The organism is Rhizobium sp. BK196 (genome assembly GCF_014193255.1).
In the GTDB taxonomy this organism is placed as follows: Bacteria; Pseudomonadota; Alphaproteobacteria; order Rhizobiales; family Rhizobiaceae; genus Rhizobium.
In genome coordinates this window covers 331,836-345,177 of sequence record NZ_JACHZB010000002.1, presented here as the reverse complement: position 1 = coordinate 345,177, position 13,342 = coordinate 331,836, and the positions used below count along the sequence as shown (strand labels likewise).

The following is a 13,342-nucleotide window of genomic DNA, read 5'->3' as shown; positions in this document are numbered from 1 at the left end:
AACTTGGCGCCTGAGGCAAAACAAATGGAGGATCTATTGGAGGAGGAAGCATGCAGCTTCGATGACCATGCATTTGCGCCTATGGTATCGCTGGAAATGGACGTCGGGATGTTCAGATCCCAATGGCAGTTTTGCGACAGGATCACTGAATATCTCTCAGACATTCTCGGCCAAGGTCGCAGCGATCCCGCCCGCTACTCCAATTTTCTTTCCGTTGCAACGAACGAGCTCGTTGAACTCGCCTTCCGTTCGACGAGCGCGTCGGGCAAGATAAGTTTCGATCTCTGCCGGAGCCCGACATTCAACCGGCTGAGGATTGCTTTCCCCTGCGAGAAAGCGGACGAGGACACGAGTGCGAGAGCAAGCGAAGACCAGCCGGTTCCTGGTGCCGGGTCTGAATTCTTGCTAAAGTCCGATGGGGCGGTTTTGCTCAACGATTTAGCGGCAATATTCCGCGCCGCCATCCGAATTGAGACAGACGGCGCACTCGGGGTGCGAATCATCGCGGATTTTCCCTTGAACGAGGACTTCCGATGAGCCTGCTCCCCCTACCCTTCGCTGTTCATTTTGACCCGACAAATCAGGAGCTGGTGCTCTCTGGCAAGATGCGGCCCGAAAGCGCCGCTGCGATTGCCGATGCCCTCGAGCTGGTGCGGCAAAGTTTGGAAAAATACAGCGGCGTCGTTTACCTCAACGCCAAACGCCTGACACACATCAACATGACTGCTTTCGCCGCCCTATCCGACGTTCTCAAGGCAAGCTGCCGCAAAAAGCCGGAACGGAAGATCGTCATCATTACGTCGAGTGTCGTGGCATGGTCGACCTCGTTATTCCAAACGCTGGCGGTGGCAGAACCGAACCTGTCTGTCGAAGTCTACGATTCGGCATTCTATCCCGGCCAGACTTTTGTGGAGGACGAGACTTTCATTCCCATTCTGCGCACCCAGACAAAATTGACATGGAGGCATGAACGGGAACTGTTGCCTCGTCACGGTATGCGAAACGGTCTTGTCATTGCGGATATCTGCTGCGGAATTGGTGATTTCGCGGCCTTGGTTCAGCGGGAATTCGCACCGGCGCGCCTCGTCGCGCTGGACCATTCCGTGCGCAGCCTCGAATATGCTCGCCGGGTCGCTGCTGACTTCAACCTGCAGGCAATCGAATACACTTATGGCGATGCCTCGCAAATGCTCCTTCGAGACAATCAATTCGACTTTGTGACCTGCCGACATTCGCTACAGATTTTCGACCGTCCCGAGATGCTCCTGCGGGAGCTGCACCGCATCTGCAAACCCGGTGGCCGCGTCTACATCACCAACGAAAAAAATTCCCATTGTCTGGGCGAGCCGCATGCGGAAACAATAAAATGGACCTACGAGGAAGTCGCCAAACTGTTCAAGCACTTCGACATGGATGTCGAGATGGGGCCAAAAAGCCGGCATCTCCTCGCCGACGCCGGGTTCGATGACATCAAGGTCGATTCCTTTATGGTGACGAACCTTGACGGAGATCCGCAGGACTTCGCAGATATGATAGAAGCATGGGAAAATGTTTACGCGGGTGAGATGGCCGTGCGACGGGGCGATTCATTGGATTTCATTCGCAGGTTCCGGCAAGGATTCAAAGACCACGTCTTTGCCGCTCTTCACCCTAAGGGTTACGCAGGCTGGCCGATCTGGGCCGCTTCCGGCCGAAAGCCACTGTAATGGAAGGAAGATCATCGAAAAGACCTGTTAGGCTAGGCTCGTTTCGGGCAAAGTTCATCCTGGTCGTCGGTGGCGCTGTTCTCTTTGATTTGCTGGTAAGTGGTGGACTGGCACTTTGGAACGTTCAGAGGCTGTCGCGCGACGCGACGCTTGAGGTCGGGCAGGGTCTTGAAGCTGCGAGCCAGGAATACGTCCGCACATATGCTGATTCTACCGCTGCACAAGTAAGTTTACTCCTACGGCAGGTCCATAACGATGTCAGCGCCCTAGCAGGCGTGCTCCAAGCGCAGATCGACGACCCAGAGCGGAATATCGACGTCGGCGCGGCGATTTCCCGCACATCCCCCGACAGCGTCAGCCTCTCTTACGATGAAAAGGGACATTGGTCTCAGAACGCTCCAGGCGCCGTGTCGGTTGTCAGCGTCTGGGGTTACTTGCTCGAACAGGATCACAAACCTAGACCAGACGTCGAGAGCGATATCAAGACAAGCGCGGTTCTCGATCTAGTTGCGCCAAGCTTGCTGCAGCACGGTGCTTCAAAACTGCAGATGTATTACATCGGACCGAAAGAACGACCAATCTTTCGGACGGCGCCATACACCGACCAAGCTCAGACCTTCGATCGCCTCTATCCAGGTCATAACGAGGCGGACTTCTGGGACTTCTTTTTTCCCGGACTTTACGAGTCCTGGCAGGGGTGGGCTCAGGACAGCAAAACGCGACCAGTCGCGGACGATATAACTCAGACAGCGCCATATACGGATGCGATCACCGGTAAGCTGATCGTAAGCTTCTTTCATCCGCTGTGGACAGCCGACAGGAAGGATGTCGCGGGGACCGCAGGCGCGGATATCACGCTCGACCAGCTCGCACAGACCGTCGAAAATGTGAAAGTGGCTCAATCCGGCTTCGGATTTCTCGCAATGTCGGACGGGAACGTGGTGGCGATCAACAGCACCGGCGAGAAAACTCTCGGTCTTCGTTCTGCGAGCGATACCGGCGGAACCGGAGTGACCGGACTGGAGCGCTCGCTGAAGCGAAGCTCTCAACCTGCAATAGCAAGCCTGGCTCTCGACCGCGAACAAGGCATCCAACATTTGACGTTGCAGCAGGACGGTCACGAAGTCCCATATATCGTTATCGTCAAGAAACTCCCCGCGACCAACCTCTGGTCGACTGGGCCCGTTCGGCAAGAGGCGATGTCGCTCGGAGTGGTTGTGCCCGAACGCGAAATTGACGCCTCCCTTTATGCAGCCCAGGCGAAGATTTCCGACGCGACGAACCGGATTGTAATCTACCAAATTCTGGCGATCTTAATGTCGCTGCTTGTGGTGACAATTGCGGTATTTGCGGCATCGAAACGAATAACGAGCGGAATCAGTGCACTTGCCGATGCCGCCAAACGGATACAGGCGAAGGATTATTCGGTCAGGGTGGCCATCGCAAGCAAGGACGAAGTCGGCCAGGCCGGCGAAGCATTCAACCGCATGGCCGAACAGATCAGCTATCACACGGAAAATCTCGAGCAACTCGTCGAGGAGCGAACCGCTCAGATCGAAGATGCAAAGGAGGAGATTTCGACACTCAATGCACAGCTCCAGCGAGAAAACCGACGCCTCGGAACAGAGCTGGCCGTCGCCGAACGAATCCAACTCATGGTCCTTCCGCTGCATCAGGAGCTCGAGGCGTTTCAGACCCTCGAGATAGCGGCCTATATGAGACCTGCCGAAGAAGTCGGTGGCGATTATTACGACGTGCTGACGAGCGGGAGCCGGCTGAAAATCGGCATCGGCGACGTCACCGGACACGGACTCGAGAGCGGCGTGCTGATGTTGATGGTTCAGTCCGTCGCCCGTGCTCTGCATGAAGCAGGCAACACCGATGCCGTCAAATTTCTCACAGACCTGAACAGCGCCCTGTTTAAGAACATCGAGCGAACCAAAATCGACAAGCATCTGACTTTGGCGTTTCTCGACTACGACGGGAAAGAAATGATCCTGTCGGGACAACACGAGGAAGTTGTCGTCGTGCGGGCGAACGGCGAGATCGAGCTTATCGACACGATGGATCTGGGGATACCGATCGGGCTGGAAGCCGATATTTCCTCGTTCGTTAAAACCCATGCAATAGCCTTCGAGAAGGGCGACATCATCCTCTTGCATACGGACGGCGTAACGGAAGCCGAAAACGACGATGGAGAATTGTTCGGCATGGAACGACTTTGCCGGGAAGCGCGTCGTTTGAAGGATCAGAGCGCTGACAAAGTGGTGTCGGAAATTGTGGCAGCATTAATGCTCTTTATCGGGGCCCAGAAGATACACGACGACATCACGCTTCTCGCAGTGCGACATAGGTGAGACATGAGATCGACGGTCTATGGTATCGAATCCCTGGCGGGCATCAGCCTGGATGCTGGTACTCGTCTTACTTTAACAGACGGACCGCTTCAGCTCGGATGGAAGCATTCAGGAATGACCTCTGACTTCATAGCGGAAGTCATGTCTCTTCCATACTCCCGGTCAAGAAAAGACTATGTGCTGGCGCATCACGACATTGGATATCTCAGCAATGAACTCATAGAAAATGCCATCAAGTTTCGACAGGCCGGTGAAATCCTTGTCGAAGCCAGCATATTCGACGAACTTTTTTTCATAAGAGTGAAGAACCTGATCGATGGCGCCGCCTCGATGCGCTTTGAGCAGCTGCTGGATCACATCCAATCGAAAAACCCAGAAGAACTGCTTCTCGAGCAGATCGAAATCAATGCAATGTCGGCAGGAAGCGGTTCGGGTCTGGGTTTGCTTACCCTTCTCAGCGACTATAGTGCAAAAATGGCATGGGCATTCGATGAGGATGATGACCAGCGTATCATACTGACGACGACTGCGGCCGTGGCGATGCCGCCCTCCTCCAATCTGTGAGCGAAGAATGGAAATCAGCGACGAAAACTTCCGCGTGTGGACGGAACAAAACGAGGTGTATTTCGATGGCGTGTTCCGGCTGGCAGGTCCGGACGCCTATGCGCCGATCCACTCATTGATATCAAGCCTCCTCCATGAGGAGCACAAGCAGGTGACGTTCAACCTGACCGGTCTGGAATTTCTCAATTCCTCCGGCATAAATCTCCTGGCAAAGCTGACAATCGAAGCCAGGAAGATGAACGACCTTCTGCTTGTTATCAAAGGCACGCATCAATATCCGTGGCAGGCCAAATCTCTTCCGAATCTAAAAAAGTTACATCCGCTTCTCGATTTGCGATTGGCGTGATCGCCTTTGATCGTTCCAAATGCTTCGGGAGGTCGGCAAGCATCGGCCGCTTCATCCTCAAGAGCTTTATTACTGCTTCCGGCCCTGGTCAGTTGCAGGCGGTACTGCTCACACCTTGACCATGATGCTTTCTACCGTTTTGAGGACTGCCGCAGTGATGGGGACGTCCGCTTCGCGCCAACAGCGGTCATTGGTGGCCAGCATCGCAAACAAATGAATCCGAGAGATAACGGCCGCCGGGCGTCGGTCGACCTCGATGCGCCGTATCGCATTCTCTTTGCGACCTTTGTAACGATTTTTGGGAACGTTGTATTAAAGCACCTGAAGCCGCCGTGTCGATTTCGGCCGATCCCCTTCGACTAAGACGGAGCGCCGTAAGCCAGTCAAAGGAGAGACAAGGATGGCCGCCATTGAGCATTGCGAACACGTCGAACTACAGTCGCAGCACCTTAGTGTCGTACGCAGCTTGCAAGCCGTCTGGAGGCTGCTGAAACTTCAGCGAAGGTACCGCAGAAGCCTGAGCGAACTTTCGCGGCTTGACTCTCGCCTGCTCCGTGACATCGGCCTGGAGCCACCAGAGATCTCCACCGAAGTCGGAGAATGGCTTCCTCTCGGCGCAAACAATCAGAGGGCAGGAGCCGGAAGCCGCCCTCCCATGCGGCAAGTGGCGGCGACGACTGACCCGCCGGCATGAGTTGTATTTGCCTTCAGCTGCGCTGCTTCATCCGCCCCTCTTTCCGTAGTCGGCGCATGACGGCGCCGGCCATACGGAATGCAGTCGTACTGGCGTATCCTCATCGGAACATGCGTCTCAAGGTTTGATAGGTGGGAGGTCACCTCTATCCGCTCGCTCAAGCGCCGCTGGAGATCCAAGAATGACGAACAAGCAAAGCGAAGCGAACAAGAGGCACTCCGAAGGACTGGTCACCCAGCGCAGTTGCAGCTCTCACCAGATAAGCAGAACCGTCAGAATCTTTTTGCTCTTTGTCGAATCGCGATCTTCAAATGCGACTAACATCGACAACACCATGGAGAACCTGATGCGCTACCTTTGTCTCTTCTACATCGATCAAACTCTTGCCGATGCCGCTAGCAAGGAGGAATGGGCCGAGATTGACCGCGAGTCCCTAGCTTCCAATGAAGAGCTCAAACGCTCAGGCCACTATCTCGCCTCCAATGCTCTTGCGGATCCAAAGACCGCAAAGACATTGCGCGTTCGCGCCGGCAAGACAAGTTGGAGCGACGGCCCCTTCGCAGAGACTAAGGAGCATCTGGGTGGCTTCCTGCTCATCGAAGCGAAGGACCTTGCGGAGGCAATGGAGATCGCGGAGCGGGACTCGCTCGCCCGGATGGGGGCGATCGAGATACGGGAGACCGCCGGCTTTTAGATTTGAAGTGCCGGGCCACCTCCGCCGGCCCGGCCATATCGCTCGGCGTGCTGATTAGGTCATGCGAAGAGACGCCGCTGCGGTGTGGCTGGATCGTCGCGGCGGGATACCAGTCCGGCTCCCCCAGGCGCTTCAGCCGGTCAGCTAGAATGTTCAAGATATGCTCTCCCTGGACTGGGTCAGCAGCTTGCGGAAGTGACGATGCCGAACATCGAGCGCGGATGACGATCAGGCTCCAGCGCTTCCCGAGGACGACCTTGAGGCGGTGTGCGCGGACTTACGGTTCGGATCGGTGGGGAGACTGGAGTTTCCGGGCCTGACTCGGCGCGAAGCTGATCGATCTTAGTTTCATTGATGCCTATCGACGCCGCCTCTATCCCATCTGGTGGGCCGCGGCATCTATTCTTCGCCTGATCTGCCACGAGAACAGCCGACGGTCCCCGGTCCCTTCACAAGGGGATTATTGCAAGCAATCGGCCTACCCCTTTTTTGGTAAGTCGAAGCCTATTCTGTGAAGTTGAACGCGATGCAACTTATGGCAACATAAACCCCTGTCACTCGTTTCAAAGGGCACCATCATGCCATCCATGGAAGATCCGAAACTGCCACGCAATACGGCGCGCAGACATTTCCTAGGTGTTGCCGCTGCCGCCAGTGCTCGGCTTGCCGTCGTGGCGGCCTTGGCGACGGCAGTTTCCAAGTCTCCCGCAAGCGCGATGGGGCGGCGCTGGGGGCGGGGCAACTCCGGTGGAGGCAAGAATGGCTCCGGTGGACACGGAGGTCCCGGTGGACACGGCGGCCCTGGTGGTGGAGGAGGTAGCGCGCAGTGCTTCCTGCGCGGAACGGCGATTCTCACGGATTGTGGTGAAAAGCCCGTCGAGGATCTGCGCGCCGGCGATCACGTTGTCCTTCCCGACGGAAGCGCCCGTCCGATCAAGTGGGTCGGCCGCCAAGTCTTCAAGAAGACCGGCGCGCGCTGGCACGAGGGTGTCGTACCGATCCGGATTTCCCGCCACGCGCTGGATAGCCGCACGCCACATTCCGATCTCTACCTGTCGCCCGGCCACGCGCTGTTTCTGAATGGCGTTCTCATCCGTGTGAAGGACCTCGTCAACGGCACGACAATCGCCCCTGTCATTCCAACCAACGACATGTCGATCGAATATTATGCCGTCCTGCTCAATACGCATGAGATCATTCTTGCCGAGGGCGCTGCGGCTGAAACCTTCCATCTCTTGCAGGGCAATCACGAGAACTTCTCCAATTTTGCGGAGTACAAGCGTCTCTATCCCGATGAACCCACAGTGATGACATCCTTTGCGCCGGTGCTGGGCGAGGAAGGGGGATGGAAGCATTTGAAAGCGCTTCTCCTGCTTGGCGCTTCGCCATTGGTGCCGATGCGCGATCCCTTCGGGGATGCCTGTGAAAGGATAGACGCGCAAGCCAAGGAGCTCGCTCTGACAAGACGCTGATCTGCCATAGCAGGTGCGCTGTTCTTATGGGTCATGCGCGACGACGCCGCTTTTGAGGCGTCGTGGCTTGCGAAGCGACATTCGCGCTTTTGCTTCAGCGTGCGAATGCCTCGAAAGGGTTAAATTCTGTGAGTTGTAGGACCAGATTCTCGCCCACGCCTGTGGCTCTGAGCGATGGCAGAAGGCTCTCGACAAGATGCGTGTAAGGTCTCGGGATTCCACCACGGGGTTGTGCCGGATCATACCAGCCAAGGTCATGGCTTATAAGTAATTTCTCGCCCAGCCCGCTTTCGAGGGCGCGCATTACCATTGAGACCAACTCCTCGTCAGGCGCCCTTCCGACATGGTCGTATTCGATCCACGCACCGCGCTCCGCCAGTGCCCGGTGAAGCCCGAAGTCCCTTTCCTCCTGCGTGTGAATGGATATGAACCGCTCTGGTGCGCATCCCTCTGACTGAAGGATGTCCAGCTGCTCCATCACAACCCTTCCCCGGATCGTATGCGAGCCGATCACCGCATTGGTCCGAACGGATGCTCTTGCCGCTGCGCGGAGGATACGAGCTTCAAGCGGCGTAATCCCATCGTCGCCGGCGCTGAGCTTGATCCATCCCGCCAGCACACCGGTATCCTCGATTCCTTCAGTAAGCTCACTTACCATCCATTGTTCAAGATCGCTCTCATCAGCCTCGGCTACCCAAGCGGGTATCCAGGGTTCGCGATAGTTGCCGGTCGGGACGACGATCGGAAAGTCGGCTGCTTTCGACACAGCGAGGTCTATGTCAGCACGTCTTCCAACGCCACCCGTCGTACACTCGACGAGCAGCGTAATGCCTTGTCTTTTGATCGCCTCAATCTGCGGGAGCATCACTGCCACAACTGCGTCTATCTCCGCCTCGGCATAGCCGGGCTGGTCGGGCGTTCTCAGATCAACGAAGACATGTTCGTGCGGGAGAATCATGCCGAGTTCGTCGCGGCCCTTCGGTCCAAGAGTTGTATAGATATACTTCATCGTGAAGGCCTCCTCTCGCAACTGGCAGAACGGCAGGGCTTTAAATGCATCTATCGATCCATCTGATCGCATCGGCTCTTTACGGAGTGGATACGTCAACCCATTTGGAGAATGTCGCCGCCTGACCGAAATCCTGCCCTTCTCCGTTTCGCAACTGCCAGACTATTCCGTCTTCCATCCAAAAGCGGCTCCCTGATTTCGTAACCCGCAAGCCGCGATAGCCGATCATGAAGCCGTTTTGCGCCACCGCATCAAGCAATGCTTGACGTTCTGACCGTTCACCAGGGCCAGCGGACAACCGGGACTGCAGCTTTACGAATTCGCTCCAGCTATAGCCGAACCGCCTTTGTGCTGCGCCATTGGCATAGACAAAGACGGGATGGGGCGCGGTATTGTGTGCAAGGACCACAAACGGGGCATCGCCGTAGAGCCATTCTGGCCCCCGATCCCTTGCGAGAAGGTCTCTGCCGACAAGGCGCCGGAAACTCCCAGTGAGAAGTTCAAAGAATTCGGGGTCGTTCGGGTTCAATTCGCCGTTCAACTGCATCTCGTTTCCTTCTCCAGCGGCCGCTTCACGGGCTTGTTCCGATCTAGTCGCGGGATATGGCATCGGTGCGGCAATCCGCGCCGATGCCAACAGCTTAATCCGGCAGCAGGTAGTTCTTGCGGACATAAGATGGCTTGAAGCCCGCCTTCGTCAGGTTGGCGAAGGAGATATTCGGTTGATCTTCCTGAGGTTGGACCGTTTCCACCGCAAAGAGAGAGACGCCCTGCGCGAGGCCCTCGTTCAACCGAGCATTGATCAGCGCCTTTTGCGCGCCGCGGTTCCGGTACTCAGCAGATGTCGTTCCGCCGCCTAGCCAGGCGCGTCCGTCTTCTATGAACATCGCGCCGGTACCGATCGCCGTCCCTTCCAATTCCGCAATGAAGCAGGCCCAGCCTTTCTTGCCGATCAGGCATGACCACAGGGGCTCAAGCTCCGCCGGGAAACCAAAGCCTGCACATGTCAGCTTGCCGAAAATCGGCGCGTCATCGATACCGGCCAGGCGGGCGCGTACAGGTCCTTCGATTGCAAGCGGAGCGGATGGGGCAGGCCGTGTGAGTTTTACCCAGGCACCGTTTTCGACCAGCCCCTGATCCTGTATCCAGCCACGCAGCTCATTGGCGGCAGAGGTTTCGCGGATCTGGACATGCCGCCTGCCTGTTTTGGTCTTCATCCATTCAAATGCGAGATTGAGTTCGTCTCTTTCATTCAAAGCAAGAATGCGATTGAGCCCGACGGCAGGAGCCGTGGGCAGCGAAATGGCGCAGCCGGTGCCCACCGGCATGCAGGTAAATTCGACGCTGTCTTTAAAGGGCTGCGGAGTAATCCTAGCCATATCAATGAAAGCCTTGGCCTCGATCACTTCCTCCCAGGCAATTCTGTCCTCTGAAATGCTCAATTTATTTCCTCTTTCAAATGACGGGCCACGCCAGCCGCTGCGCAGCCCTGGCGGATTTTCCCGTCCCCTTCAGGAGCGCCATCGCAGGCGTCGAGATAGCCCGCATCGCACCCATCAATATAGTCTGCGGCTGGTTAAAAGAGGTTAAGAGCAACCATGGAGAGTGTAGCCGGCCTGTTCGATTGCGCTGCAGACGGCTGCGGCAATCGTCGCGCGCTCGTCGTCCGTCAGAAATAGATCGACATGACCAGATCCTGGTCGAAATCACCAAAGCCCTTGCCGAAGAGGTTCATACCACCTGGATTGTCGGCCTTTTCGTCGATGCCGATGCGGAAGCGGATCGAGTGATGGTCGGGGATACCGAGCGAGGCGATGGTCTGGGTCGAGACCATCGCGCCGTCGATCCAGGTGCCGGTCTCGTCGATCGTCCAGGTCTTAAGCTTGCCATATTGCGAGCCCGACAGCTTCCACCAAGACGGTGAATACATGCCGCGGCGATCGCCGTAATCACCGGGCGAGGTCCAGTGCCCTGCCTTGATGCCATTAACCCAGATCGAAATGTCGGACGGCCAGTTGGCATTCGTGGCCGGCGTCTCGGAACTCAGCTCGGCCGAGAATTCCACCTTGCGGATTTTCTTGCCGGAAACCTTGGCATTGTTGGGAAACTTGTATTCGACATAACCGCGGGTGAACCAGAGCAATCCCGCCTGCATGCGCTGCGGATCGAGGAAGACCTCCTGCACATCGAGCATGCCGATGACGTTGTTGACCGAACAGAGGCCGCAGGGCGCCCCCACGTCGAATTCGGTAAAGAGGCCGATCGGCATGCTGACGGTGACCACGTCCTCGCTCGCCTTGGTGCCGTTGGTATCGAAGCGGATCAGGATTTCGTCATAGATGCTGGAGCAGACCTTCTGATTGCCCTTCGTCGCCTTCATCGTCTGGGTCTGGATGAGGCCCGCCTGCTCGAGTGATTTCAGATTGGTCGCCGTCGTCGATTGCGGCAAACGCATCTGCGCCGCAATGTCGTTGACATTCAGCGGCCCTTTCTGGCGCAGCAGGTTGAGGATTTCGATGCGCGTCGGGGAACCGAGAGCCTGGACGACGTCAACGTCCCGCATCGGATCGACGGTTAGAAGTTTCGTCTCCATACTTTAATACTGGTTCTCCAGTCTTTCTTGCTCGTTTCAGCTGATATCACGGCGTCATATGCAATGTCGCCGCTCTTTTTCCTAAGCGCCGGTCCGCGCCTCGGGAGAGCTCTCGCGGACCGGCTGGGCCTTCTCACCTCGGCCCGGAAGCAATCCCTCATGCACTCATCCCTTGATGCCCGATGAGAGCATCAGGGCCTGCGTGACGCGCTTTTGGAACAGGAGATAGGCGACTGCGACCGGCATCGCCGCAAGGATGGCGACCGCCATGTCGCGCGCGTATTTGACGCCGAATGCGTCCCTCGTCTGAGTAATGCCGACGGTGATCGTCATCATATCGTCGGAGTTGGTCACGAGGAACGGCCAGAGGAAGGCGTTCCACGCCATGATGTAGGTGATGATGGCAAGTGCGGTGGTAATGCCCCAGTTCAGCGGCAGATAGAGCTTGAACAGGATCTGGAATTCGCCGCAGCCATCGAGCTTGGCCGCCTCGCGCAGTTCCTTCGGCACGGAATCGAAGAACTGCTTGTAGACGATGACGATGACGGGAACGATCAGCTGCGGCAGGATGATGCCGCCCCAGGTATTGATCAGGTTCAGCTTGTGCATCAGCACGAATTGCGAAATGACGAGCGCCTGTGAGGGCACCATGAAGCTCGCCAGGATGATGCCGTAGAGAAGTTTGCGGCCGGGAAAGACGATCTGCGACAGCGCATAGGCGCACATGACGCTGATCAGGATGACGACCACAGTCACCGTCACCGAGGTGACGACGGAATTCAGATACCAGGTCGACAGCTTCGTCTCGAAGAGCGCGTAATAATAGCCAGAAAAATTCAGGACGTCAGGAATGAGGGTCGTCTTGTTGACGACATCCTGTTCCGGCTTAATGGATGTGACGATCGCCCAATAGATCGGGAAGGCCCAGGTGCAGGCGATCACCAACGTGAGGATCAGAAGCAGCGCGTTGCCGATTGTCTTGCCGGGCATCTCAGCGCTCCCTCACACGCAACAGCTGATATTGCAGCACCGAGACGACGACGATGATGACGAACAGGATCACCGCGACTGCGGAGCCGAGACCGCCATGGTTCGATCGGAAGGCCTCGCGATAGACGAGCTGCAAGAGAACATAGGTGGAATTGAACGGCCCACCCTCGGTCAGGAGATAGACCTGATCAAAGATCTTGAGCTGCAGGATGAGCTGTAGTGTCAGCACCAGCGCGGTCACCGGCCAGATCAGCGGCCAAGTGATGCGCTTGAAGCATTGCCAGCGCGTCGCCCCATCAAGCATCGCCGCCTCGTAATAGTCATGGGGAATGTTGCGCAGGCCGGCGATGAAGAGCAGCAGGTTGAAGCCGTTGGTCCACCAGACCGTCACGAGCGCCACCATGGGCATGGCCCAGACCGGATCGCGGAAGACACTGACCCGTGAGCCGGTGAAGGCCTCGATGATGAACTGCGCGATTCCGAACTGCTGGTCGAGAACCCATTTCCAGATCTGGGTGACGACGGAAACCGGAAGAATATAGGGGATGAAAAAGAGCACGAGCACGAGGCTCTGCATCCAGCCTTTCAGGCGCACGACCATCAGCGCCAGCCCGAGGCCGATCAGCGTGTTCGGAATGACCGTCAACACGACGAAATAGCCGGTGTTCCAGACCGAGGTATAGAAGAGCTTCTGGTGGAAGAGCCTCACATAATTGTCGAAGCCCACCCACTGGCCCTCGCCGACGAGGGGGGCATCGGTAAAGCTCAAGGCGAACATCTTGTAGACCGGATAGGCAAAGACGATCGCATAGGCGATCAGGAACGGTGCGATCATGACGATCGCCGTCAGCGTCTTGCGTCGCTTTTCAGTGTTGACCACAGATCATCTCCCTGGACGAAGGGCTGGCCGGAGGCGT

Annotated in this window: 13 protein-coding genes; 7 read left to right on the top strand and 6 right to left on the bottom strand. The window is 56.9% G+C overall.

All coding sequences use genetic code 11. The features are described from left to right. Positions 1 to 36 precede the first annotated feature (36 nt). The 7 genes from FHT78_RS08220 (at position 37) to FHT78_RS08185 (ending at position 7,833) form a co-directional block, all read left to right on the top strand. Positions 37 to 537: a hypothetical protein gene (locus FHT78_RS08220; protein ID WP_183743444.1), complete on the top strand. Its 501-nt coding sequence runs from the start codon at positions 37 to 39 to the stop codon at positions 535 to 537. Beyond that, complete coding sequence (locus FHT78_RS08215; protein ID WP_183742420.1) at positions 534 to 1,706, top strand: class I SAM-dependent methyltransferase; 1,173 nt, start codon at positions 534 to 536, stop codon at positions 1,704 to 1,706. The genes FHT78_RS08220 and FHT78_RS08215 overlap by 4 nt, the downstream gene beginning before the upstream one ends. Next, entirely contained in the window at positions 1,706 to 4,063 is a 2,358-nt protein-coding gene (locus FHT78_RS08210; RefSeq protein WP_183742419.1) for a SpoIIE family protein phosphatase, read from the top strand. The genes FHT78_RS08215 and FHT78_RS08210 overlap by 1 nt, the downstream gene beginning before the upstream one ends. A gap of 3 nt (positions 4,064 to 4,066) precedes the next feature. Beyond that, entirely contained in the window at positions 4,067 to 4,627 is a 561-nt protein-coding gene (locus FHT78_RS08205) for a hypothetical protein (RefSeq protein ID WP_183742416.1), read from the top strand. Between the two features lie 7 nt (positions 4,628 to 4,634). After that, positions 4,635 to 4,973 carry a hypothetical protein gene (locus tag FHT78_RS08200; RefSeq protein ID WP_183742414.1) on the top strand — a complete coding sequence of 113 codons (339 nt, stop codon included), beginning with the start codon at positions 4,635 to 4,637 and terminating at the stop codon, positions 4,971 to 4,973. Positions 4,974 to 6,013: 1,040 nt separating this feature from the next. Further along, positions 6,014 to 6,361 (top strand): YciI family protein, encoded by a 348-nt coding sequence (locus tag FHT78_RS08190; RefSeq protein WP_183743442.1) that lies wholly within the window; start codon positions 6,014 to 6,016, stop codon positions 6,359 to 6,361. Positions 6,362 to 6,939: 578 nt separating this feature from the next. Then, the gene (locus tag FHT78_RS08185) at positions 6,940 to 7,833 is read left to right on the top strand and encodes a Hint domain-containing protein (RefSeq protein WP_183742410.1); all 894 of its coding nucleotides are present in this window, start codon (positions 6,940 to 6,942) and stop codon (positions 7,831 to 7,833) included. Between the two features lie 94 nt (positions 7,834 to 7,927). On the opposite strand, the gene FHT78_RS08180 is transcribed toward FHT78_RS08185, so the two are convergent. The 6 genes from FHT78_RS08180 to FHT78_RS08155 all read right to left on the bottom strand — a co-directional run bounded on the left by FHT78_RS08180 (position 7,928) and on the right by FHT78_RS08155 (position 13,260). Continuing rightward, positions 7,928 to 8,842, bottom strand: coding sequence for an esterase (locus FHT78_RS08180; protein WP_183742408.1), 915 nt, complete (start codon positions 8,840 to 8,842; stop codon positions 7,928 to 7,930). Between the two features lie 79 nt (positions 8,843 to 8,921). After that, entirely contained in the window at positions 8,922 to 9,389 is a 468-nt protein-coding gene (locus FHT78_RS08175; RefSeq protein WP_183742406.1) for an MEKHLA domain-containing protein, read from the bottom strand. Between the two features lie 94 nt (positions 9,390 to 9,483). Continuing rightward, positions 9,484 to 10,248, bottom strand: coding sequence for a GNAT family N-acetyltransferase (locus FHT78_RS08170; protein WP_348644724.1), 765 nt, complete (start codon positions 10,246 to 10,248; stop codon positions 9,484 to 9,486). Positions 10,249 to 10,511: 263 nt separating this feature from the next. Further along, positions 10,512 to 11,435 carry an ArsR family transcriptional regulator gene (locus FHT78_RS08165; RefSeq protein ID WP_183742402.1) on the bottom strand — a complete coding sequence of 308 codons (924 nt, stop codon included), beginning with the start codon at positions 11,433 to 11,435 and terminating at the stop codon, positions 10,512 to 10,514. Positions 11,436 to 11,600: 165 nt separating this feature from the next. After that, on the bottom strand, positions 11,601 to 12,425 hold the full coding sequence (locus FHT78_RS08160) for a carbohydrate ABC transporter permease (RefSeq protein ID WP_183742400.1): 825 nt from the start codon (positions 12,423 to 12,425) through the stop codon (positions 11,601 to 11,603). Between the two features lies 1 nt (position 12,426). Further along, positions 12,427 to 13,260, bottom strand: coding sequence for a sugar ABC transporter permease (locus FHT78_RS08155; protein ID WP_183743440.1), 834 nt, complete (start codon positions 13,258 to 13,260; stop codon positions 12,427 to 12,429). Between the last annotated feature and the right edge of the window lie 82 nt (positions 13,261 to 13,342).